General features: G+C 37.5%; 19 protein-coding genes and 1 other RNA gene. 8 read left to right on the top strand and 12 right to left on the bottom strand.

What is annotated here, in order from left to right:
* On the top strand, window positions 1–1275 hold the full coding sequence (glyA, locus tag MWU78_RS18730; RefSeq protein ID WP_247000638.1) for a serine hydroxymethyltransferase: 1275 nt from the start codon (window positions 1–3) through the stop codon (window positions 1273–1275).
* Window positions 1276–1376: 101 nt separating this feature from the next.
* On the opposite strand, the gene MWU78_RS18725 is transcribed toward glyA, so the two are convergent.
* From MWU78_RS18725 to MWU78_RS18690, 8 genes are all read right to left on the bottom strand, one after another.
* Window positions 1377–2048, bottom strand: coding sequence for a hypothetical protein (locus MWU78_RS18725; RefSeq protein WP_247000636.1), 672 nt, complete (start codon window positions 2046–2048; stop codon window positions 1377–1379).
* A gap of 254 nt (window positions 2049–2302) precedes the next feature.
* Window positions 2303–2971: a histidine kinase gene (locus MWU78_RS18720; RefSeq protein ID WP_247000634.1), complete on the bottom strand. Its 669-nt coding sequence runs from the start codon at window positions 2969–2971 to the stop codon at window positions 2303–2305.
* Between the two features lie 22 nt (window positions 2972–2993).
* Window positions 2994–5060: a sensor histidine kinase gene (locus MWU78_RS18715; protein WP_247000632.1), complete on the bottom strand. Its 2067-nt coding sequence runs from the start codon at window positions 5058–5060 to the stop codon at window positions 2994–2996.
* A gap of 104 nt (window positions 5061–5164) precedes the next feature.
* On the bottom strand, window positions 5165–5773 hold the full coding sequence (locus MWU78_RS18710) for a hypothetical protein (protein ID WP_247000629.1): 609 nt from the start codon (window positions 5771–5773) through the stop codon (window positions 5165–5167).
* 134 nt (window positions 5774–5907) lie between these two features.
* Window positions 5908–6639, bottom strand: a complete 732-nt coding sequence (locus tag MWU78_RS18705) for a LytTR family transcriptional regulator DNA-binding domain-containing protein (protein WP_247000627.1) — start codon at window positions 6637–6639, stop codon at window positions 5908–5910.
* 147 nt (window positions 6640–6786) lie between these two features.
* Window positions 6787–8247, bottom strand: coding sequence for a hypothetical protein (locus MWU78_RS18700; protein WP_247000625.1), 1461 nt, complete (start codon window positions 8245–8247; stop codon window positions 6787–6789).
* A gap of 80 nt (window positions 8248–8327) precedes the next feature.
* Window positions 8328–8726 carry an acyl-ACP thioesterase domain-containing protein gene (locus MWU78_RS18695; RefSeq protein ID WP_247000623.1) on the bottom strand — a complete coding sequence of 133 codons (399 nt, stop codon included), beginning with the start codon at window positions 8724–8726 and terminating at the stop codon, window positions 8328–8330.
* Window positions 8727–8728: 2 nt separating this feature from the next.
* Window positions 8729–9769: a glutaminyl-peptide cyclotransferase gene (locus MWU78_RS18690; protein ID WP_247000621.1), complete on the bottom strand. Its 1041-nt coding sequence runs from the start codon at window positions 9767–9769 to the stop codon at window positions 8729–8731.
* A gap of 205 nt (window positions 9770–9974) precedes the next feature.
* Here MWU78_RS18690 and ffs point away from each other — a divergent pair.
* From ffs to fsa, 3 genes are all read left to right on the top strand, one after another.
* An RNA gene (gene ffs, locus MWU78_RS18685) (signal recognition particle sRNA small type) lies at window positions 9975–10073 on the top strand.
* A 119-nt stretch (window positions 10074–10192) separates the two neighbouring features.
* A complete protein-coding gene (locus tag MWU78_RS18680; RefSeq protein ID WP_247000619.1) occupies window positions 10193–11002 on the top strand; it encodes an SDR family oxidoreductase in 810 nt (269 codons plus the stop codon).
* A gap of 72 nt (window positions 11003–11074) precedes the next feature.
* Window positions 11075–11728, top strand: a complete 654-nt coding sequence (gene fsa / locus MWU78_RS18675) for a fructose-6-phosphate aldolase (RefSeq protein ID WP_247000617.1) — start codon at window positions 11075–11077, stop codon at window positions 11726–11728.
* A 148-nt stretch (window positions 11729–11876) separates the two neighbouring features.
* On the opposite strand, the gene MWU78_RS18670 is transcribed toward fsa, so the two are convergent.
* The gene (locus MWU78_RS18670; protein WP_247000615.1) at window positions 11877–13265 is read right to left on the bottom strand and encodes a transaldolase; all 1389 of its coding nucleotides are present in this window, start codon (window positions 13263–13265) and stop codon (window positions 11877–11879) included.
* 173 nt (window positions 13266–13438) lie between these two features.
* Here MWU78_RS18670 and MWU78_RS18665 point away from each other — a divergent pair, with 173 nt between their 5' ends.
* Together MWU78_RS18665 and MWU78_RS18660 are read left to right on the top strand one after the other, a co-directional pair.
* Window positions 13439–15067 carry an ATP-binding cassette domain-containing protein gene (locus tag MWU78_RS18665; protein ID WP_247000613.1) on the top strand — a complete coding sequence of 543 codons (1629 nt, stop codon included), beginning with the start codon at window positions 13439–13441 and terminating at the stop codon, window positions 15065–15067.
* Window positions 15068–15092: 25 nt separating this feature from the next.
* A complete protein-coding gene (locus tag MWU78_RS18660; RefSeq protein ID WP_247000611.1) occupies window positions 15093–16220 on the top strand; it encodes a hypothetical protein in 1128 nt (375 codons plus the stop codon).
* Window positions 16221–16245: 25 nt separating this feature from the next.
* Here the strand turns inward: MWU78_RS18660 and MWU78_RS18655 are convergent, their stop codons facing one another.
* Window positions 16246–16965 (bottom strand): hypothetical protein, encoded by a 720-nt coding sequence (locus MWU78_RS18655; RefSeq protein ID WP_247000609.1) that lies wholly within the window; start codon window positions 16963–16965, stop codon window positions 16246–16248.
* Between the two features lie 250 nt (window positions 16966–17215).
* Here MWU78_RS18655 and MWU78_RS18650 point away from each other — a divergent pair, with 250 nt between their 5' ends.
* Window positions 17216–17785 carry a fasciclin domain-containing protein gene (locus MWU78_RS18650; RefSeq protein ID WP_247000607.1) on the top strand — a complete coding sequence of 190 codons (570 nt, stop codon included), beginning with the start codon at window positions 17216–17218 and terminating at the stop codon, window positions 17783–17785.
* On the opposite strand, the gene pheT is transcribed toward MWU78_RS18650, so the two are convergent.
* Window positions 17777–20203, bottom strand: coding sequence for a phenylalanine--tRNA ligase subunit beta (gene pheT, locus MWU78_RS18645; protein ID WP_247000605.1), 2427 nt, complete (start codon window positions 20201–20203; stop codon window positions 17777–17779). The two genes, MWU78_RS18650 and pheT, sit on opposite strands and share 9 nt — an antisense overlap.
* A gap of 215 nt (window positions 20204–20418) precedes the next feature.
* Here pheT and MWU78_RS18640 point away from each other — a divergent pair, with 215 nt between their 5' ends.
* On the top strand, window positions 20419–21642 hold the full coding sequence (locus MWU78_RS18640) for a TlpA disulfide reductase family protein (protein WP_247000603.1): 1224 nt from the start codon (window positions 20419–20421) through the stop codon (window positions 21640–21642).
* An 892-nt stretch (window positions 21643–22534) separates the two neighbouring features.
* On the opposite strand, the gene leuB is transcribed toward MWU78_RS18640, so the two are convergent.
* The gene (leuB, locus tag MWU78_RS18635; RefSeq protein WP_247000602.1) at window positions 22535–23653 is read right to left on the bottom strand and encodes a 3-isopropylmalate dehydrogenase; all 1119 of its coding nucleotides are present in this window, start codon (window positions 23651–23653) and stop codon (window positions 22535–22537) included.

Here is a 23653-nt window from a genome sequence, read left to right as displayed (position 1 = left end):
ATGCAACGCGACAATCAAATTTTTGAACTAATTGAGGCGGAAAAGGAACGCCAAATTGATGGAATTGAACTTATTGCTTCCGAAAATTTCACCAGTCCCCAGGTTATGGAGGCTGCTGGATCGGTATTGACCAACAAATACGCCGAAGGGTATCCTGGTAAGCGCTATTATGGTGGTTGTGAAGTAGTAGACGAAATAGAGCAATTGGCCATAGATAGAGCCAAGCAATTATTTGGAGCTGCTTATGCCAATGTTCAGCCACATTCTGGTTCCCAAGCCAATGCTTCTGTTTATCATGCCTGTTTAAAGCCTGGAGATACCATTCTTGGATTTGATTTGTCCCATGGGGGTCATTTAACCCACGGGTCTCCGGTAAATTTTTCAGGTAGATTGTATAACCCCGTATTTTATGGAGTTGATCAGGAGACAGGAGTTTTAAACTACGATAAAATACAGGACATAGCTACCAAGGAACAGCCTAAGCTCATTATTGCAGGAGCTTCTGCCTATTCCAGGGATATGGATTTTAAAAGATTTAGGGAAATTGCCGATAGCGTAGGTGCTATATTATTGGCCGATATATCCCACCCCGCGGGGCTTATAGCCAAGGGGATTTTGAACGACCCAATACCACATTGTCATATTGTTACCACAACTACCCATAAGACATTGCGAGGACCAAGAGGAGGTCTGATTTTAATGGGTGAGGACTTTGACAATCCATTTGGTGTTAAGTTGAAGAACGGTACTCTAAGAAAGATGTCGGCTTTATTGGATTTGGCAGTTTTTCCAGGTAATCAGGGCGGTCCTTTGGAGCATATCATTGCTGCAAAAGCAATAGCCTTTGGAGAAGCCTTGACCGATGAATTCTTACATTATATGTTACAGGTTAAGAAAAATGCCGCAGCAATGGCCAGCGCGTTTGTGGAAAAAGGATATAATATTATTTCTGGAGGCACGGATAACCATATGATGCTTATTGATCTTAGAAATAAGAACATTACAGGTAAAGATGCCGAGAATGCCTTGGTAAAAGCAGATATTACCGCCAATAAGAATATGGTTCCTTTTGATGATAAATCACCTTTTGTTACTTCGGGTATCCGTTTTGGTACTGCCGCCGTTACTACAAGGGGTTTAAAAGAAGATCAAATGAAGACCATTGTCGGATTTATTGATCAGGTAATCATGAATCCAGAAGATGAAAAGATTATTGAAGAAGTAAGGGAAAATGTAAATGCCCTAATGCATTCAAGAGAATTATTCAACGCTTAATAAGGCTATAGATAGCTGTCCAGAAGGTTTAATTAAAGTCTTGCCCGCATTGTAAGATTTTAATACTTTTTGGACAGCTTTTTTTTTGGAGATCAATTATCCTATTCGCTTAGGATTTGAATATCTCCATAAATAATTGTTTTGGTATTTAGATCGTAAATGGCCGCTTCTTCAGTTTGGTCATAATACATGCCCCAAAATCCGAAATAGTCGTTTATGTTATTGTTGTCGGAAACAATATTCCTCATTTTGGTATCGCCCTCCAAGGTATCTTCCTCAAATACTGGTATAAACATTTCAAAAGGGGTCTCGTTTAAACCTTTTGTATAATATAGGTTATGTTTAACGAGTTCCGCAAAGATTGTTTCTGCTTGGTCGGCAATACTTTGATCGTATATTTTACTGATTAGAATAGTAGTATCCGTAAGGGAAATAGTCAGCTCACTTATGTCTATGGATATAGTGTTCAATTTTTTTAGTTCGAAATATGCCCGTAAGAACAAAAAGGTCTTTTTGGGACCGGATTTTTTATGGGTTCCATGGTCGGATGCTATCTTGTTTAAATAAAACAATGATTCGTCCAGACTGAAGTTACATTTAATATCTATGGTTAAATTTGCTGACTCTTTTTTCAACCCATAGTTACCAATATTGACTTCTGCATAATAATTCTTTTCCAAACTTTTTCTAAAAGACTCCAAACCTATAATATGGTCGGTGCTTTTAACCTCAATGTTTGAATTATTGAAAAATTCGTTTCCTAACTTAGACATCTCGAAATAAATTTATTGAAAATCTAATTTCAAAATTAGCTTAATGCTTTGTCCTTAATTAAATAAAAACCTTATAAAAAGTAAGGTTTCGATTCAATTGGGGTGTGTTCGTCGAAAAAGTAGACGATGAATGGTAAAAGGGTAAAATTTGATAGGGAATGGGAGGAAATAAAGGTATTTGATGATAGTTTTTAGATTTTCCGAATTTGGAGTTAAAAAGACCTCATTGAGTTCGTGAAAAGCTATAAATTCAATTATAGAAATCCTCTGTTTCTAGCTTCATGAACCAAAGCTAAATCGTTTTGCTTTTCTACGCCAAAAATAACTTTAAGTTGTCTTTTTCTATTTTCGATTCCGGCGAGCGAAAGGTTTATAAAATCTACCATATCCTTGGTCCTTGTCCCAATGGATACGTGATACAGTATTTTTTTATCATTATCATCCAATAAAAGGTCATTGGATACCTTCTTTCTTATGGCAACCAATGCTTTTTGACTATAATAGGGCGGTGAGGTAATTACACCTTTGACCATGGCAATGAGCGATTTTTCGTCAACTTCCGATTTCACCATATAGCCATCGGGATTTACGTTTTTCAAAATACTATTGATCCTATAGTTGTCGCTAAAGGATGACATAAAGACTATTTTGGTGTCAGGAATAACTTTTCTTGCAAATATTCCTAGGTCTTCCCCGGAGTAAGGTTCTTCCAAATGGGTTTCCGTTAATTGTACGTCCAACAATAAAAGGTCATATTTAAAAGATCTAGCGGAATCCTCTATTTTCTGCTTTCCGGTTTCAAAAGTATTGGCTGTTTCAACTTTGACTTGGAATTCTTCGAACTCTCCAGCCTCCAAAAGATATTTATAGCCAGTAGTGATCATTTCGTGATCATCTATCGTTAAAATCCTTAAAGTTCTCATTCTATTTGCAATTAGTAATCTATTATGCAGATTGGGGTTCTATCTGTTTTTCCAGGACATAAGGGATAGTAACTATTACTTTTGTTCCTTTTCCAATGCTACTTTGAATGTCATAAGTTCCATTTAGCTTCTCCAATCTAGAATTTATATTTTTAAGTCCAATACCTCGTTTTCCTTTCTTTTGATCAAAACCTACTCCGTTGTCCAATACTACAATTCTCACATTATTCTCATCAGACTCAAACAATAGGTCCACTTTCGAGGCCTTGGCGTGTTTTATACAATTCTGTAAACTCTCCTGTACAATTCTATAAATGTTAATTTTAATATCTCCCTTTAATTCATCCCAATCTATTTTATCGTCGTACTCAAAATGACATTTCATCTTGGAAGAATCCTGAATTGTTTTAACCAATTCCTCAATGGATACAATAAAGTTATGAATTTTTTCTTCCGATGCCCTGCTTAGTTCATGTGAAATTGTTCGAATTTCCTCCTCCAACTGTTGTAATTTCTTTAGTAGGTCGCTCCGCTTTAGAACGGAATCGGAATCGGTTTTATTGTTGAGGCCGGTGAGAATTAAACGTATTCCTAACATTTGTCCCAAAATACCGTCGTGCAATTCTTCCGATATTCGTTTCTTTTCCAGTTGTTTACCTTCTTCAACCTTTTTGTTTTGAGACAATAAAAGATTGAAAATTTCTTGATTCGCCTCTTGTTGAGCCTTTTCAAATCTTAATTTTTGATTTTTCCGGCGTTGATCAAGGGTAATAAGTATAAAAACTGCTAATATAAGTACCGCCACAGCAATACCTATCCATAATTGACGCTGCCTGGTAAGCAATTCATTTTGTTCAATAAACTCATCGGTCTCAAACCGTATCCTGGTAAATTTATTTCTAACAGCACGTTCCTCTCGAAGTAGGCTGTCGTTCAACTTTATGTATTCCTGAGTATAACGAGCAGCATGTATTGGGTCAAGTCTTGCAATATGTTCAAGGGATTCGAGCAACCTAAAGTTGTTACCTGTCTGTTCTGATACTATTTTAGATTTTTTGGCATACTCTAGGGCCATTGTTGTATCATTTTGACTCAAATAATAATTTGATATTTCAAAAAGGGTATTCGCTAAGCTCCTAGGGTCGTGTATACTATCCTTAATTCTTAAGGCTTTTTTAAATGTGGCAAGTACTTCGGTGGTATCTCCAAGTTTATTTTTACTGTTTGCATAATTAGATAGTGCTATAGCATACAATCGGGTATTCAGGTGGTATATATTGTCTGCAGTAATCACAATATTAAATGATTCGATGGCCTTTTTATATAGGCCTTTGTCGTGATACACTTTGCCCATATTATTTATGGTGTTAAAGCGGGTTTGATTAGATTTATCCGATTTGTCCAAATAAAAAAGTGCCTTTTCATAATATTCCAAAGCCTTGTCATATTCATTGATGGCGTTGGTCACGGAACCCAAATTATTATAGCATAGAAATAATTGGTAATTTTTGTTCAGTGGTTTAAAGAATTCAATGGCCTCAATGGTTGTGACCTCACTTGCGGTATAATCCTTAATATTGGACTGCACCCTGGCCAAATTATATAAAATGCGACCGGTAGCATAATTATCTTTAAGGGATTTAAATATTTTCTCAGCTTGTGTATAATGGTAATACGCACTATCCTGTAAAGCATTGTCTTCTAGAAAAGAACCCAGATCCCAATGATTGTTGGCCAGGGCATTGGAATCTTTTGTTTTTTTGGAAAGGTGAAGTGCAATTTTATTAGAGCGCCTAAATTGCAAAGAATCCCCTAATATGGAATAGTAGTAGGATATTCTGGAGAAATGTTTGGATTTAAGGGAGTCGTTTTTTTCTTGCAGGGCCAAATCATAGGCCTTTGCTAGATTTTTTTTGTAATCTTGTTCAGAATTGCTGTTGTCTTCGGACAACCAATAGGCAATACTGTCATTTTCTTGTGTAGATCTTGAGTCTTTTGTGCCAATGGAAGTTTCCTTACAACCAATATTTATCAGTTGTAGGAAAATTAATAAGTATAATACAAATTTATAACAGATACTTTTCTCCATAAAGGTGGAAAGATAAAAAAAAAGCCCTAAACAAATTTGCTTAGGGCTTTAAATTTTATTGATGTAATTGAAACCTTTTTTAATATAGAAACGTTTTCCGTTCCTTATGCAATTTCGCTGTTAACATTTTGGAAATCAGACGTTGCCTTCGGAGGGTCCCTTCTTTCTTTTGGTATACTGTCTCCATCGGTGGCAACGGCATTATCGCTGTACTGGAAATCTGTGGTCGCCTTTGGAGGATCTCTTCTTTCCTTTGGTATACTGTCTCCATCGGTGGCAACGGCATTATCACTGTACTGGAAATCGTTGTTGGCCTTTGGAGGATCCCTTCTTTCCTTTGGGATACTGTCTCCATCGGTGGCAACGGCATTATCACTGTACTGGAAATCGTTGTTGGCCTTTGGAGGATCCCTTCTTTCTTTTGGAACGCTGTCTCCATCGGTGGCCAAGGCATTGTCATTGTACTGGAAATCGTTGTTCGCCTTAGGGGGATCTCTTCTTTCCTTTGGAACGCTGTCTCCATCAGTAGCAACGGCATTATCGTTGTACTGGAAATCGTTGTTCGCCTTTGGAGGATCTCTTCTTTCCTTTGGCACACTGTCGCCATCAGTGGCGATGGCATTATCTACAACAGGAAACATTTCATGGGTTCCCATAGCAAATAAGCCCATACTTAGCAGAACTACTGCAAAAATAGATAGTAATTTTTTCATTTTTCGATGGTTTTCGAGGGTTAATAATGTATTGCTAAACTAATACAGATGACCCATGAAAAAATTATGTAGGAATTATCTTTAGCAGATGTCCGAGTTCTATTAGTGAGCGTACTGTTTTTGTAAGAATTTGACTAATTAAGCGTGGAAATGGTATTTTTGGCCAATACTTGTTTTAGATTTTCAATATTGCTTTTGTAAGATTTGGAAAATGGCAATTGTAGTTTTTCATGCTTCAAAGTGCATAGGCCTTTACCATAATTGATCCTAGAAACAAAGTTAATGTTAATGATATAACTCTGATGGACCCTCACAAAATTTGTGGGCAAATTGTTTTCAAAAGTCTTTAACGTTTTAAAAGCGCTAATAGTACTTCCGTCTTTCATAAAAAAATCGGTAGCATTATTATCTGCCTGTAAATACATGATTTCTTGTGTATTTATATAGCGGTAGTCTTTATAGGATTGAAGTAAAAGTGTCTTGGGCTCTTGTTCCTTTGGGGTTTTTAATTTTAAACGGAGTAAGGTCTTTCTGATGTCGAATTCGTTATAAGGCAGTAACCAATAATCGAAGAAATGACATTTTAATGCTTCAAAAGCGAATTGTTTGCTTTTGGAGATACCTATAAATAAGGGGATTTCCTTTAAATATTGGTGCATTTCCATAATCATGTGAAAATACTCATGGGCTTTTTCATTCAAATGAATGAATACAACATCTGGTGATTTCTTCAGAATACCATTTAGTCCGTGTACACTGTCAGTGGCTACACCAGCACAATAAAACTCACTATATTCTTCCATATAGTGCTGTAGCTGCAAATTGGATTGGGCATCGGAGTCCAAAATGGTATATGTATATTCCATATTTTCAGATGATTTTAAGGCAAATTAGTGATACTTAGTAGCATAGGGTGGCATTTTAACCTTAGAAAAACTAGGGTTTTCGTTTTATTGGCAAAATATACAAAATTTGGAAGATTTTTCTTTCAAATATTAAAGAGTAGTATTATGTTACTTGGTGTATATTACTTCATAGGCACCAATGGTTGGATTTTTAGTCCTGTCTGTACCCAAAATATCTAGGGGAACTAAATCAGCTGCATCTTGATTTCCGGTTCCAATTGCACTGGAATTTTCTTTGATCATAAAATTGTTTTTAGTGGGCGATAGAAAGATTGGGTCCAGATTGAGAAGTGTATTTTTGTATAAGTATGTATCGCTAAAATTGTATAGGCCGTCTTCTGTATTGTTTGTGAATTTTAATAAGCAGTTTTCAAAATTAAAATTAAAGGTTCTATCGGGCGCCTTGCTTAAGTTTAATTCGTTGGGATTGCTTCCGTAAATAATGCAATTCTTAAAATCAGCTTTTACCAGGTCATAGGAATTACCTTCAATATTGACTGAGTTGTCTATTTGTAAAGCAGCATTGGATCGAAACCCATATTTCCAATAATTGGCGATGGTAGCATGAATAAAGCTGTACTCGCCACCCTGGTTACAATACAATGATATGTTTCCTGCTCCCCCAAGGACCAAATTCTCGCTTTGCAACACCGCTGTTTTTGCCCATAAATTAATATTTTCACTATTATATATTTGAGAATTTTTTATGGTCAATGTGGTTTCCGCAACGGTATTATCGCCCTGAACGAGAATACCAACGGTGGCATTTTTAATTGTGAGGTATTCTATTTTGTTATTTATACTGCCTTTAGATATCCATATAGACCCCCACTGTCCCGGGATGTCCGAATAGGAGGGCTCCAAACGGTTGCCTTCAAAAATAACTTCATTTTCCAGTAATTCCTTGTCCTGGCTTAGTTTACCGCTAATATGTATGGAGGCATTTTTTTTTATCAATACCCCGGAATTCTTATGGAAATGCACCCGTGCACCTTCCTCTATTGTCAAGGTTTTGCCTTCGGGTACCGAGGCGTATCCGTAGATTACATGGGGTTTATCCTTGGTAAACAGCAGTTGATTTGCGTTTAGTTCAAAACCCTCGACAATTATTTCTTTCCCTGTTTCATTAACATCAAGGACAATTGTTTCGCGTTGTCCGTTTACCGATTTTTTTGGGAAGTAAAATATGGCATCTTTTACCAAGGTTACCAATTGTACTTCTTGCAAGTGGTTTTCTTTGTCAAATTGTATGGCGTCCGTGTACAGAAATTCCATGGCATCCGAATTGCCAAAGTCATAAGTGGTCTCAACAAATATGTAAAGGCTATCCTTGGCGAATAACGGTATATCTTTAAATTCTTTGCCGGCTTCACCGTCCACATTTAAACGATACTTGCTGCTGCCCCCGTTTTTGAGTCCTATATTGGGGATGCTTATATCGTTGGTAGTGCGGTTATAAACTTTTAAGGTGTATGTGCTGCTTCCTATACGGCTGAAAATGGTATCCAAAAAAACAGTATCCTTGGAAAATTCCAGGGAGCCATTGCTTTGTGCATAATCGAAGTCCACCCTGCAGGAAGATAAAATTAGGAGTATAATTAGGGCTGAAAATATAAAAAAGGATTTATGCACGTAATTTGTTCAATAGTTTAGGTTTGGGTGATAAAAATATTTTCAATTTCTGGGGAAATCCGCATGGGTTTAAAAGTTTCGGAGTTCAACAAGCACCATTCCGTCTTGGACTTGACGAGTAATTGATTGCTTTCCTTGTTGTACATTTCTACGACCCTTACGCTTACAGGGCCTTTGGACTTATCTATATAGGTTTTCATTAAAATGATATCGTCCAATTTTGCGGAGCTTTTGTATGTAATGTGATGGGTTAGGACCACCCAAACCGTTTTGTTGACCAATTCTTTAGGAGCTTTGGCTAGCCAATGCTCCTTGGCAATATCTTGCATCCATTGTACGTAACGTACATTGTTCACATGCTCAAGGTCATCCAGATCATCTTCTACCACCTTTATGGTTTTTTCAAAAATTCCCATACTTATTTTTTAAGGATGTTTACCTCAAATAATTTGTCCCAGTTTTTTCCGGTAACAAAGAAAGTCTTTCTTTGTGGGTGATAGGCCACTCCGTTGAGTACATCGAGATTTTGGTGTTGGGTCACCTTTTCCTTTAGACCTCCAAAATTTATTACCCCCTCGATTGCACCACTTTTGGCGTCAATGATCATCATACTTTCCTTTTGATATACATTGGCATAAATTTTTCCGTTTACATATTCCAGTTCATTGGCTTTGTTAAAAATAGAGGTATTGGTCACTGTTTCAAAATGCCCCTCTTCCGCCAAGGTTATTGGATTTAAAAACCATATTTTCTCAGTACCGTCACTCTTGTATAATTTGGCGCCATCATTGCACAAACCCCATCCTTCTTTACTCTGGTTGTATTTAAAGCTGTCTATTTTCTTAAAATCCTTAAGGTCATAAATAAATCCAACTCCACTTTGCCAGGTAAGTTGATAAATTTTATCGTTTAGGATAGTTATGCCTTCACCAAAATAAGTGTTGTCCAAGTCTATCTTTTTTAAGATTTCACCAGTTCTAAAATCCACTTGTCTCAAAGAGGATTTTCCCTTTTTACCTGTGCTTTCGTATAGGATGTCATTATGGAACTCCAATCCCTGTGTATAGGCATCCATATCATGGGGATATTCGTTAAGAATTTCATATGTGTAAATCTCAGGGGCATGTTCCGCTAATAATTTTATCCCTTTGGAAACTTCTACGGTCTCCCCATTGAAACTAATATTTGCTGTCAATTTTTTAGCGCCAAGTTCGGATTGATCCAGTGTAATCTTATTGTTATTAAGGGTAATTTCTTCGTCATCTATCTTATAAGTAATCTTTTCAATTTCTTTATTCTTAAGATTTTTGACTGAAACACCAACAACCTGATTTTTTTGAAATTCGGTTACGTTTCCTTCCAATTGAATTTCGAAGAGCTTTGAAGGGTTGGTAGTGCCGTCACAAGCCAAAAAGAAAAGGGGAATTATGAAAAAAAGATTTAATTTAAAGAAGTTCATTTTGTTATTGTGAGTATAAATTATAAAATAATTTTAGTGGGTAAAGTGCTTTTTCCGTACAATTATTAACATTGAATTCAATATAGTTGTCTTAAAATCAACTTGCTATATATAAAATAATGTGGCAACTTTTTAAGGCAAGATATTTAATAAAATTAAGACCTGAAAACGATTGCAAAAAAATTAAAAGATTGTATATTTGCATCGGCAAGTCCTACACGACCAGCTCCTGTAGAATCCCCCAGGGCGGGAACGCAGCAAGGGTATACGGTTGTAGCGGTGCGATGTAGGTAGCTTGCCATTTTTTGTGCCCTATAGTCAACATAAACTTCACATCTTTTTGTGTAACATTACACATATATAACTCCTTTAACAACTTCATTTCCTGTTTTATTCGTTAATTTGCACCCTTAATTTCTATTAATGGAGCATAAGGTTGTACTGGTTACAGGAGGTTCTTCGGGCATTGGAAAATCCATTGGGATATATTTAAAATCAGAGGGTTTTAAAGTTTACGGAACTACCCGGAAAGTGGCCAACTATCCTAATTTTACAGATTTTGATCTTCTGGAGTTGGATGTAAGGAATCCAGAAAGTATACAAACGGCAATTTCCGATTTGATTGCAAGGGAAGGCAGAGTAGATGTTTTGGTGAATAATGCCGGCATAGGCATTACTGGCCCAATAGAGGAAACACCGCATGCTGAAATCTTAAAAGCATTCGACACTAATTTTAATGGTCCCTTGCATATGTGCAAAGCGGTTCTGCCGCATATGAGGAGTCAAAAAAAAGGCCTTATAATCAATATTACTTCCATTGCCGGTTATATGGGTTTGCCATATAGGGGTATTTACTCTGCCAGCAAAGGTGCATTGGAGTTGGTAACGGAAGCTTTGAGAATGGAAATAAAAGGCTTTGGAATAAACATCACAAATTTGGCCCCTGGAGATTTTGCCACCAATATAGCCTCTGGTCGATATCATGCACCAATATTGGCCGATTCACCTTATAACTCACCTTATGGGAATACTTTGAAAATCATGAACGAACATGTGGATAGTGGTCAAGATCCTATGTTGGTAGCACATATGGTATTTAAAATTATAAACACTAAAAATCCCAAAGTTCATTATCAGGTAGGGGAGTTTATGCAAAAGTTTTCACTGTTTCTTAAAAAAATATTACCGGACAAAGTGTATGAGAAACTCTTGATGAACCATTATAAATTGTAATTTTGCATCACCAAAAGGTAGACTTGCAAAAAGACATATCTTTCACATTAATAATTTAAAAAAGCAATTAACATGAAGTTCTTTATTGACACCGCTAATTTAGCACAGATAAAAGAAGCCCAGGAATTAGGGGTATTGGATGGGGTAACCACAAATCCTTCCCTAATGGCCAAAGAAGGGATTACCGGAAGAAACAATATCCTTAAACATTATGTGGATATCTGTAATATTGTTGATGGTGATGTATCTGCAGAAGTAATTTCCACGGACTTAAAAGGAATGATTAAGGAAGGTGAGGAATTGGCGGAACTACATGAGCAAATTGTAGTTAAAGTTCCTATGATAAAGGATGGGATTAAGGCTATAAAATATTTTACGGATAAGGGAATTAGAACCAACTGTACCTTGATATTTTCATGCGGACAGGCTTTATTGGCCGCTAAGGCAGGTGCTACTTATGTTTCTCCGTTTATTGGAAGGTTGGATGATATCTCTACCGATGGATTGAATCTGATTTCTGAAATTAGACACATATACGACAATTATGATTTTGAAACTCAAATTTTGGCTGCATCGGTTAGACATACCATGCACGTGATCGATTGTGCAAAGTTGGGAGCAGATGTTATGACGGGACCTTTGTCTGCCATCGAAGGTTTGCTTAAGCACCCTTTAACAGATAGTGGTTTGGCAAAATTCTTGGAAGACTACCAAAAGGGTAATTAGATTTCAAAATACCCCTAAATACAATAAAGCCTCTTTTGCTTATTAGCTAAAGAGGCTTTATTATTTAATATTCTGTTGTGTTTTCTGAAATGATCGGGATTCTTAAATCCAAATCCAAATCCAGATCCCATACTTTAATCGCAGTATATTAGAAACTTCTATAAAGGTCTGCAAAGGCATCCACTATTAGCCCGTCTTTGGTTATTATGCCTTTATTAAGACCTCCAATGACCAAGGTGTTTCTTAAGTTCTCAAAATCATCAGTACGAAATTGTTTTTCCATATCCAATTGATTGATGTTTAGTAAAGACTGCCACCTTAAGACGTCTGTATTACAATTTATTCCAACAAAAGTATATTCAGGTTTCTTTTCCGTAAGTTGTGCAACTCGGGTTAATACATTCTCAAAGTTGGACCTCTGGGTGCCCGACCAAAAATAGAATACTGTATTCTTTTCTTTTTCGGCAATTTCCTGTAGCGTTACCAAAGCCCCCTCAGTATTGAAGACCGATATATTGGGTAATTTCTTGGTAGGTTGTAAATTGTTCACCCCTTGATAAATGGCTTCTATTTCTGCACTATGTCGGTTGTTTCCCGAAAGTTTGTGAAATTCCTCTATAAAAATTCTATTGTTTTCATCAGTGTCATGCACATTGATCAGATAGTCCATTGCTACATTTCTAAAAAGGTTATCGCGTAAATCCTTTTCAGTAACCAAGCTATCTATCAGCTTCAGTTTATGTTGATTAAAATGTAATTTATTTTTAACGATCTCATGATGTTCTTCCTTACATTTGGAATAACAGCCCATATAGGATAAATTATTGAAATGGGTTTTCATGAAATTGTAGTAATATCTATGGTAGGCAAGACTTTCGTTATTGTAATCCAAATCTTTCCGATAATCATAAAATTGTGACGGTAATTCTGGAATGGTGCTTAGTCCAGTTTTCCTTCTGTTCCAAAAAGGATATTTTTCCTTGTAGATGTAGTAATTGTAATTTATACTGGCCTTGGCCATTTCTATGGCATTAGCAGACAACTTTACCTCCTTAATAAGTTCATTTAGGGCATTAACTTTGATAGCTTTAAGAGAATCCAGTTTATTGTTGAAGTCTAAAGGACCGAGTTGGGAAAAGGAATATACTGTGGCTGGCTCAGCCTCGGTAGTCAAAAAAAGATCTAATAGAAAATTATTTATCTCCTCACCCTTACCTGAAAATATCAATGATTCATCAAAATCCTCAGTATTGAGTCGAATCATTAGACTGTCTCCCCTTTCCAAGTAAACGTACTGTAATTCTGGACTATGGTCAAAATGGTACAAGCCTTCAGCAACTGAATCCAATCTTATGGAGAACCTATTTTCGTCATCAAGTTTAGCCGAATCGATTACGATATCGTCCTTATAGAGTACGACATATTCGCTTGTGGGATTTACGATTTCACCAGCAAAGGATGCACTAGGGGGATTTTTTTCTATCGAACCGCAACCAACCAAAGCGATAAGAAAAGAATATAGTAAAGGTTTATTCATATGAGAATAGCTACTTTATAGTAAACAAATCTAATAAACTCAACAGATACAGGCTGTTAATTGTGCGTTAAAACTATTGGGTCTTAGTTAAAATGGTATCTAAAGGCGTTGTAATATAGTTGCTTGAACGGGTTTATTTTTGTTATTTTTGCACAAAATTAAAAATATTATATATGCTGTCAGTATCAAATTTATCTGTGCAATTTGGAAAAAGGGTTCTTTTTGATGAAGTAAATGTTTCCTTTACTCAAGGTAATTGTTATGGTGTTATTGGTGCCAATGGGGCGGGAAAGTCTACATTTTTAAGAATTCTATCAGGACAAATAGATCCAACTTCTGGTCATGTTCATTTGGAGCCGGGAAAACGGATGTCCATCTTAGAACAAAATCACAACGCCTACGACGAGGATACTGTATTGGAGAGCGTTGTAATGGGTAATAAGCCATTATTCAAGATTAAAAAGGAAATAGATGCCCTTTATGCCGATTACAGCGATGAAAACGCAGATAGAATAGGGGAGCTGCAAGTGCAATTTGAAGAAATGAACGGTTGGAATGCCGATAGTGATGCCGCTGCCTTGTTATCCAATTTGGGTATTACCGAAGAGTTCCACTATACCCTAATGGGCGATTTGGATTCCAAGCTTAAGGTAAGGGTGTTATTGGCTCAGGCCTTGTTTGGTAATCCGGATGTATTGATTATGGATGAGCCTACAAACGACCTGGATTATGAGACCATAAATTGGTTGGAAAATTTCCTGGCAGACTATGAGAATACAGTTATAGTAGTATCCCACGACAGGCACTTTTTGGATTCAGTCTGTACCCATATTGGGGATATAGATTTCGGAAAGATGAACCTTTACTCCGGAAATTACACTTTTTGGTATGAGAGTAGTCAGTTAGCGGCGAGACAGCGGGCACAGCAAAACAAAAAATCAGAGGAAAAGGCCAAAGAATTACAAGAGTTTATTCAAAGGTTCAGTGCCAACGTAGCAAAGAGCAAACAGGCAACTTCCAGAAAGAAAATGTTGTCGAAATTGAAAATTGAGGATATAAAACCTTCAAGCAGACGTTATCCGGCCATTATTTTTGAGCGCGAAAGGGAAGCCGGCGATCAAATTCTGAATGTTGAAAAACTATCGGCCTCAACAGAAGAGGGTGAAATTTTATTTCAGGATGTCAATATTAATTTGGCAAAGGGAGATAAGGTGGCAATAATTTCTCGTGATTCTCGGGCCACTTCGGCGTTTTATGAAATATTAAATGGGAACAGAAAGGCGGATAGTGGTTCCTATCAGTGGGGTGTAACTACCAATCAATCTTATTTGCCGGCAGATAATGCATCTTTCTTTACAGAAAACATCAACCTTGTGGATTGGCTAAGGCAATGGGCAAAAACGGAAGAAGAAAGGGAAGAGGTCAGTATTAGGGGATTCTTGGGAAAAATGTTGTTTAGCGGTGAGGAAGCCTTGAAAAAATGTACGGTTTTATCCGGAGGGGAAAAGGTACGTTGTATGTTGAGTAGAATGATGTTGATGAGGGCCAACGTTATTATGTTGGACGAGCCTACCAACCATTTGGATTTGGAGAGTATAACCACCTTTAATAATTCCTTAAAGAATTTTAAAGGAACTGTTCTCTTTACGACCCATGACCATGAATTTGCTGAAACTGTGGCAAATAGGGTCATAGAATTGACACCTAAAGGTAATATTGATCGCTATTTGACGTTTGATGATTATATGTCCGATAAGAGTATAAAGGAGCAGCGGAACAAAATGTACGCCGTCCCGGTGTAATTTTATTGGCCCAAATTCTTACTTTATGAAAACCTACCTAATAACATGCATGTTTGTTGCATGTCTCGTTATGGGCTGTTCTGAGGAAGGAGTAGGAGACAAGGATGTCGAATCTCTTAACTTAACAGCCGACTATACCGTTTTGTTGAAAAAGGACGGTGTTTTACAAAGTGCTTATTTAAATGCTGATTCGGAAGGTATGACCGTTAATTCCTCCAAAAGTGATTTTGAGGTAGCGCCATTACCCGAACTTAGTTATAGGAATGCCTCCAAAATAGGTTTTTATAATTCGTTGGAAGACTGTAGTGCTACCATTAAAATCCATGACTTTGGCGATAATACGGACGTTAATACCACTGTGTTCACAGAGGATATGAATTGCGAATTTCTTGTAAAGTCCATGGCTTATTCAAAGGATAAGGCTTTTGTGGCTTATGTTGATCCTTCCAACACTAAAAAAGACGGTTATTACTTAAGGATTTTGGATTTATCAATAAGCCCAAATTCTTATACGGAGGTGGAATTGGCCAAGGAACCAAAGCAAATTATGGTTTCCGGTAATCAGGTCTTTGTCCTGGCAAGGGATTCGGATATTACCGATAAATATGCCATGATCGTAATAAATATCGACAATGGGACTATTGCCCATGAGGCTAACTTGGGAGCGGAAGTTTTAAAAATTTCAAAGGACGGAATGGGCAATATTCTGGTAAGTTATCCAAATCTGCACAGCCTTTTTGACGGAAAAACTATGATTTTGGGTATTACCACCAATTATTTATTGGGAAAAGAACCCAAGTTTGGATATGCCAATTCGGAATTTTTTGGGGAACAGACTTTGTATTACCCCATGGAATCCGGTTCAAAAAGTGCTTATCCCCATATTGCCGCGGTGTATGATTTTAAGGAAAACATCTCGATTCTCTATATTTATGAAAATTTTCTCACCCAGGAGGAACGGGACTTAAAATATGAAATAGAAGACACCACTATGGTTTCCTATGATTCCAAGAACAATTTGATCTTGATCGGGTATAAGAAAAAAGGGGACAGCAACAAAGGGGGGCTAATGAGGATAAAACCAATACCAGATCCAAAATTTTTGGATAATGTTGATCTAGATGGCATTCCAATGGAATTGTTTCCTAATTAGAACTTAACAGTAAGGGAAATTAGCCCTAAGTTTTCAAGTATTTGGAGTTCCAAATGGCGGGATTGAAATTTTTGCCCAAAGCAAAGCCGTAAAAAATTACTATGGAGGCAATGCACTTAAACATAAAAAAGAAAATTACCCAAAATTGAAAGCTGGAACTCTCCTTGGAGAACAATCCGTTTGGGACCAGTAACGTTACTAAATAACTAATAGCTATTACGACACCAATAAGATTTATAATACTCTTAAAAGGCCACATCAATAATTTTCTTAATGGGTGCAGGTCTCGACCCCATTTATGGATCAAATAGTAATAGTCGTTGCCTATGGGAGCAAATAAAATTGGATCATCCCTGTCCTTCAATTTAAAAAGTTTTGAAGGAGCAAGAATCTTAAATCCCTTTATTTCCATTTCATGATCCTCTTCCAGTCTTTTGATCTTGGTAATTGCCTCGGAAGGAATTTCACCCTTAAAATAATGGGAATCCAGAAAACGGAGCCTGTAGTCTATTGCTATCTTTTTAATATGACGAATATGATAAATTTCAGCCGTTTCAAGTAGATCAATATTAAAGTCATTGTTCACTACAACCTCCTTACTTCGAAGGTTGAGGTCAATTTTTTGTAGTGCATCTTCGTCCTTGTTTAGGAGTAGATAAACTTCATTTAGTAGTTCATCGCCAGAAGCGTCCCTTCGTTTCGCCAGAATAAGCTTTTCCTGAATATTGGTTCTTCTCAAAAACATTTCACACCTTTTTTATAGCAATTGTTATAAAGTTAAGGAATTACCGATTTCATTTTCAATTCCGATCGTTAAAAATTGGATATCGGTGATGATAAGCACTTAAATTCATTGGATTCGCAATCAATTTGTTAATATTGGATCAATTCAAATATGGTTAATAACTTTTTCTAAAATTATTGACCTAATGTTGTATATTGTCGACGAAATTAACCTTTCATCGATTTTTTTGTAATCCCAAGTCCCAGAACCAATGAAAAGCTATGTGTCTCTTTGCGCTCTAATATTTTTTGTTACCTCCATCAGTTATGGGCAAACTTCCTTCAATGAGAATAGCTTTTTAAAGAAAGAGAGTTCCATCGTAGAGAGTACGGCCGATTCTGGTCACCATTATACATTATTGGAAGTTGTAAAGGCAGCTAATTTGGAGAAAATATTGAATGAGGATGGCCCGTTTACAGTTTTTGCCCCTTCGGATATGGCTTTTAAGAAACTTTCCAAGGTAAGCTTGAAGGAATTGTTATTACCGGAAAACAAAAAGGAACTTTTTTCACTTTTAACCTATCATATCGTTGCCGGGAATATAACGGCCTCCAAAATTTTGAAGGCTTTGTGCAACGGGAATGGAAAAGCAAGTTTTACCACAGTGCAAGGCGATAAAATATTCGCATCTATGGACGGGTTGGATATAGTGCTTACGGACAAGTCTGGCAATAAGGCTAAAATCACCAGTGCCGACTCCACTCAATGTAATGGGATTATTCATGAGATAGACAGTGTAATTCTGCCCAATTCACTTGCAACGGCGAATTTATTACCGTAATTCGGCTCCTAATTCGCTTTCATAACGCTGCAATAGCTTATTCATTATCTTATCTATCTGTTTATCGGTCAAGGTACCGTTTTCATCCTGCAGGGTATAACTTACAGCGTATGACTTTTTACCTTGGGGTAAATTTTTGCCGTTATAAACATCAAATAGGTTTATACTGGTTAAATATTTCCTCTCGGTCTGCTGGGCGATATCATGTATCTGCTTAAAAGTTACACTCTCGTCCACCAAAAGTGCATAGTCCCTTTTTACCTCAGGGTATTTTGGAATCTCCTTATAAATGATTTGGTTGGTTACAATTGCCTCTAAAATATAATCCCAATCAAAATCGGCATATAGGACTTCCTCTTTAATGTCAAACGCCTTTAAAATAGATTTTTTTACTACTCCGAGTATCACAACTTCCCTTTGCGCTATCTTCAAGGAAATTCCCTCAGAAAGAATATCGCTGGAGGTTGGTTGCGAATTAAGTTCGGTAAGGCCCAATCTATCAAGGAGATTTTCTATTATGGATTTAAGATAAAAGAAATCAGTTTTTTTAGGTGGCGCGGTCCATGTATCTTCCAATCTGTTTCCGGTAATAAGGACGCTTAGATGCTTTTTTTCCTCTCTTTCGGTTTGATATTGATGATACGTCTTCCCAAATTCGAAAATTTTAAGGTTGTGCATTTGCCTATTGCTATTATGTGCAATGGCTTCCAGACCGGAAAACAACATAGATTGCCTCATTACCGATAAATCGGCACTTAGGGGGTTCAACATGGCAATTGTGTGCTCTTCCTTGATATCCGCCGATAATTTATTGTAGTCAGGGGAGGTAAGGCTATTGGCCAATATTTCATTAAATCCTTTTGCTGCTAAGAGATTGCCTATTATATTTTGGATCTTATAATCTTCAAATTTGGAAGTAGGAGCAATGGAAGCGTTCAATTTCTCTTTGAATTCTACATTGTTGTATCCGAAAACACGTAAAATTTCCTCAATAACATCAACCTCCCTTTGTACATCCACACGGTAAAACGGGATGGATAATCCGAGGCCGGATTCCGTTACGTTTTTTACCTTAATGTCCAATGATGCCAGAATGGATTTTATGGTATCCTTAGGTATTTCCTGACCTATAAGTTTGTGTATTTTGTCGAAAGTTAAAAATACATGGTAGTCATCCTTCTTTTTGGGGTAGATATCTACAATGTCCGAAGTAATATCGCCTCCGGCAATTTCGTGGATCAGCAATGCTGCTCGTTTTAGGCAATATTCCACGTTGTCTATATCTATACCTCTTTCAAAACGGAACGAGGCATCTGTATTTATGCCGTGTCTTTTGGCAGTTTTTCTAACGGATACGGGATTGAAAAATGCACTTTCCAGAAATACACTACTTGTACTTTCGGTAACCCCGGAATTTTCACCACCAAGTACCCCGGCGATACAAAGTGGCTTTTCGGTATCACAAATCATTAGATCCTCCTCGCTCAAGATGCGCTGAACTCCATCCAAAGTGGTAAATTTAGTTCCCTTGGGAAGTGTTTTTACTACTATTTTGTTCCCTTTGATCTTTGCGGCGTCAAAAGCATGTAGAGGCTGGCCCAATTCGTGCAATACATAATTGGTGGCGTCCACTACATTGTTTTTAGGAGTGATCCCAATGGATTTCAATCTATTTTTTAACCAATCTGGAGATGGCTGTACAATAAGATTGCTAATGGTGATACCGCAATATCTCGGTGCCAATTCGCTCTTAACAACTTCGACATCTATTTTTAATGATCGGTTTACAATATTAAAATTGGTAACCGGAGGTGTGATCAATTCCTTAAGTATGTCTATTTGTTTAAATCCGGCCTTTAAATCCCTCGCAACCCCAAAGTGGCTCATAGCATCGGCCCTGTTGGGGGTAAGCCCAATTTCAAATACTTCATCTACCTCAATTTCAAAAACTTCGGAACAGAGTGTCCCCACTTTTAAATTGTCGGGCAAGACCATAATTCCGTCATGGCTTTCTCCTAGTCCCAGCTCATCTTCGGCACAGATCATGCCATGGCTTTCCTCTCCTCGAATTTTACCTTTTTTTATTGTCCAAGCCTCTCCTTCGGCCGTGTACAGGGTTGTGCCTATTGTGGCTACGGCTACCTTTTGTCCAACATCCACATTGGGCGCTCCACAAACGATTTGTAAGGGAGCTTCCCCACCAACATTTACAGTGGTCAATTTCAATTTATCTGCATTGGGGTGTTTAATGCAGGTCAAGACTTCTCCAACAACGATTCCCTTCAATCCGCCTTTGACCGATTCAAAAGGAGTAATACCCTCAACCTCCAAACCTAAGTCAGTTAATAATTCAGCTGTCTTATGTGAATCCCAGTCAATTTTTAAAAACTGTTTCAGCCAGTTGTAAGATATTTTCATTGAGTATTTTTAAAGACCCCAAATATAAAACAATGGAATAAGACATTCAATACGTATTTGATCGAATGTTTTATTTTTTATTATCCAAAAATTTTCGTTACTTAAGCTAAGATAAAGCACACAACCTGCTTATAGTTCTCAATTCCAACATAAGAATTTAGTTAAGCCCCCCCGATTTAGATTTTCCCCGAAGTATAATTTTACAATGGATCATCATGAAGCGAGTATTCTTTATATTTTTTCTATTTATAGCTTGCCATAGCTGTAAAGAGGAGCAAGCTGTTGGTTTAACGGAGGGGTTTTGGTTGGCTGAACTTGAGGTAGGCGACAACCAACGGCTGCCATTCAACTTTAAGCTTATAAGACTTGGGAATGGTAAGTATAACATTGAATTGTACAATGCCGATGAGACTATTTTAATAGACGAAATAAAAGTGATTGGAGATTCCGTGATTATTAGAATGCCGGTTTTTGAGGGATATTTGGCCGGAAAATATACTGCTGAAGAAATAAACGGAAAATTTGTCAAAGAAAATGAAGGCAGGGTCTTGCCATTTAAAGCTGTTCATGGGATAAGGGAGCGCTTTAAAAGACTTAGTATACCCAGTACCAATATTTCTGGAGACTGGGAGGTTGAGTTTAGACCCATCAATGAGGAAAGCTATATGGCCAAAGGAATTTTTAAGCAGGTAGATGACAGGGTTTCCGGTACCTTTAGGACCATGACAGGGGATTATCGGTATTTGGAAGGTATTAATAGTGGGGATTCTGTAAAATTTTCCACTTTTGATGGGGCGCATGCCTATTTATTTCATGCGAGGGCTACCGACAGTTCCATGGTCGGAGTATTTTACTCCGGAAAACATGCCAAAGAAACTTTTGTAGCGAGAAGAAATGAAAATTACGAGTTGCCCAATACCGAGTCATTGACCTACATGAAAAAGGGATTTGACAAATTAAAATTTTCCTTTCCGGATGCTGAAGGCAATATGGTATCCCTTGAAGATGCCAGTTTTAAGGATAAAGTGGTAATCGTGCAAATTATGGGAACCTGGTGCCCTAATTGCTTGGACGAAACCAAATTTTTGGCGGAATACTTCAAAGAACATTCAAATAAACAAGTAGCTGTTGTTGCACTTGCATTTGAGTATGCAAAAACCAAAGAGGCTGCATTTAAATCCATTGATAGACTTAAAGATAGAATTGGAATTAAATACCCCATACTATTGGCGCAATACGGAACAATAGACAAGAAAATGGCGCAAATGAAATTACCTATGTTGAATCATGTACTTTCCTTTCCTACAACAATAATTATTGACCAAAAGGGTGATGTGCGGAAAATTTATACTGGTTTCAACGGTCCTGCAACCGGTAGCAATTACGACAGTTTTAAGAAGGATTTCCACAGCTTTATAACGCAGCTGCTTGAGGTGTAAAAGTACTCACAAAGAATCAATCCCAAAAGTTGTGTGTTAATTAGAAAAAGATAGAATAGACTATCCCAGAGTTGGTGTTCTGTTCATTTTTTGCATCGCCCAAAAAACGAACCAAAAAACGCTAGGCTGATTTTAAATTTCTTTAAATCCACGCACTTTCCACGGCCGCACCGTCCAGGCCGTTTTCACTAGGGTGAAATACTCTATGGACGCCTGCCTGCCGGAAGACAGGGCTTCCTTTGCCCAATTTGAAAACCACTTGATTTAAGACGAAATAAAAAATAGGCCGTTTCTTTGATCCGTCAACATATAAAGTCCAGAAAAATCCTTATACGCTATTGAATACCGTTGAATATTGTCCATAAAGTCCATTGTTGGGTAAATCTTCTTCCGTAGTGGAGATGTCATGGCCGTTAAGAATTATCGAAGCCTTGGAGATAATTTAGGCCATGGCATCGGTCCATAAAACCCTGAGATTTTAGGGGCCACCTAGCGAAGAAGGGTCTTTTCTTTTGTTTCGTTTTCTTTGGACAAGCAAAGAAAATGAAAGAATAATTTCAACAAAAGTTTCATTCGATTATGCCCAATAAATAAAGCTAAAATCAAAAAACACGAAATATTATGTTCATCCCAATTTTTAAAAGAAACACAACAAATAAAAATCACTCTTCACAAAATTACTGAAAAACAGCCTTGAAATAACGTAATGAAAAACCAGTAAGTGGTGTTGTAATCAGAAGCGGATATTGTTACTATCCCTACATCAATAGGCCTTTGGGTCAGAGTGCCCTATTCTTCCCCACTGTGCTTGATACGTACGAATCGAAGTAGTCAGGACTGCTATTTTGCATAGTTCTGGGTGAGGTGAAATGACGAATGCCCTTAAGGGAAATTAAATGATGGTTGATTTTCCCAATCCTATGTTTTCGTAGTTATAATTTAGATTCTCATCAGAATCTATAATATTGCCAGCTATAAAATCGCCAACCTGACTAGTGCCGTATTTGGTCGTAGCGCTTAAATCCTTGGTAACCACATGTTTTCTCATAGATTTGTCCACCGCTATTACAACTGCTCTAGATTCTTCATATAGGCCAAAATGGCTAAGCATCATGGCGGTAGAAAGAATGGAGGCCACGGGATTGGCAATATTTTTTCCTGCTGCCTGAGGATAGGAACCGTGAAAAGGCTCAAACATGGCATGCTCATTACCTATTGAGGCCGAAGGCAACAATCCTTTTGACCCACAAATGGCACTTCCTTGGTCGGAAAGGATATCCCCGAACATATTGTCGGTAAGGATAACATCAAATTGGTTGGGATTCAGCATCATTTGCATTGCTGCATTATCAACAAAAAGAAAATCCAATTGCACCTCCGGATAGCTTTCGGCAATTCTCGTGACCACTTTACGCCAAAGCCTAGAGGTCTCCAATACATTGGCCTTGTCTACCAGTGTCAGTTTTTTTCGTCTACTCTTGGCGGCCTTAAAGGCCAAATGGGTAATTCTGCCGATCTCTTTTTCCGAGTACTCGCATAAGTCCGAAGCCACTGTTCCATCTTCACTGAGTTTTTTTTCACCGAAATAGATACCTCCGGTAAGTTCACGGTAGATTACGAAATCCGTTCCAAAAATAACGTGCTTCTTTAAAGGGGATTTATTGACCAATGTTGGGAAAAGCTTTACTGGTCTAATATTGGTAAAAAGATTCAACTCCCGTCTCAGTTGAAGCAACCCCTGTTCGGGGCGTACTCTAGCACTGGGGTTATCATCATATTTTAAGGTACCTATGGTGCCAAAAAGAATAGCGTCGGAAGCCCTGCATAGGTCAATGGTCTCCTTTGGCAATGGGGAGCCATATTTATCCATGGCAACGGCGCCAATCAACCCTTCAGTATAGGTAAAATGATGGTTGAAGGTCTCTTCAACGGCCTGTAAACATTTTACAGACTGTGCCAAGACCTCTGGACCAATTCCATCCCCCCCTAAAAGAGCAATCTTTAGATTCAT

This window comes from Arenibacter sp. F26102, assembly GCF_023015865.1.
Lineage (GTDB): Bacteria > Bacteroidota > Bacteroidia > Flavobacteriales > Flavobacteriaceae > Arenibacter.
This window is presented reverse-complemented; position numbering and strand designations above follow the sequence as displayed.

Bases quoted from the DNA above. Each gene is read 5' to 3' on its own strand.
- MWU78_RS18665 (WP_247000613.1), top strand. From the start codon at position 13,439: ATGCTGTCAGTATCAAATTTATCTGTGCAATTTGGAAAAAGGGTTCTT.
- fsa (WP_247000617.1), top strand. From the start codon at position 11,075: ATGAAGTTCTTTATTGACACCGCTAATTTAGCACAGATAAAAGAAGCC.
- MWU78_RS18705 (WP_247000627.1), bottom strand. From the start codon at position 6,639: ATGGAATATACATATACCATTTTGGACTCCGATGCCCAATCCAATTTG.
- MWU78_RS18655 (WP_247000609.1), bottom strand. From the start codon at position 16,965: ATGTTTTTGAGAAGAACCAATATTCAGGAAAAGCTTATTCTGGCGAAA.
- MWU78_RS18720 (WP_247000634.1), bottom strand. From the start codon at position 2,971: ATGAGAACTTTAAGGATTTTAACGATAGATGATCACGAAATGATCACT.
- glyA (WP_247000638.1), top strand. From the start codon at position 1: ATGCAACGCGACAATCAAATTTTTGAACTAATTGAGGCGGAAAAGGAA.
- MWU78_RS18715 (WP_247000632.1), bottom strand. From the start codon at position 5,060: ATGGAGAAAAGTATCTGTTATAAATTTGTATTATACTTATTAATTTTC.
- MWU78_RS18695 (WP_247000623.1), bottom strand. From the start codon at position 8,726: ATGGGAATTTTTGAAAAAACCATAAAGGTGGTAGAAGATGATCTGGAT.
- leuB (WP_247000602.1), bottom strand. From the start codon at position 23,653: ATGAATCTAAAGATTGCTCTTTTAGGGGGGGATGGAATTGGTCCAGAG.
- MWU78_RS18670 (WP_247000615.1), bottom strand. From the start codon at position 13,265: ATGAATAAACCTTTACTATATTCTTTTCTTATCGCTTTGGTTGGTTGC.
- MWU78_RS18680 (WP_247000619.1), top strand. From the start codon at position 10,193: ATGGAGCATAAGGTTGTACTGGTTACAGGAGGTTCTTCGGGCATTGGA.
- MWU78_RS18660 (WP_247000611.1), top strand. From the start codon at position 15,093: ATGAAAACCTACCTAATAACATGCATGTTTGTTGCATGTCTCGTTATG.
- MWU78_RS18710 (WP_247000629.1), bottom strand. From the start codon at position 5,773: ATGAAAAAATTACTATCTATTTTTGCAGTAGTTCTGCTAAGTATGGGC.
- MWU78_RS18650 (WP_247000607.1), top strand. From the start codon at position 17,216: ATGAAAAGCTATGTGTCTCTTTGCGCTCTAATATTTTTTGTTACCTCC.
- pheT (WP_247000605.1), bottom strand. From the start codon at position 20,203: ATGAAAATATCTTACAACTGGCTGAAACAGTTTTTAAAAATTGACTGG.
- MWU78_RS18690 (WP_247000621.1), bottom strand. From the start codon at position 9,769: ATGAACTTCTTTAAATTAAATCTTTTTTTCATAATTCCCCTTTTCTTT.
- MWU78_RS18725 (WP_247000636.1), bottom strand. From the start codon at position 2,048: ATGTCTAAGTTAGGAAACGAATTTTTCAATAATTCAAACATTGAGGTT.
- MWU78_RS18640 (WP_247000603.1), top strand. From the start codon at position 20,419: ATGAAGCGAGTATTCTTTATATTTTTTCTATTTATAGCTTGCCATAGC.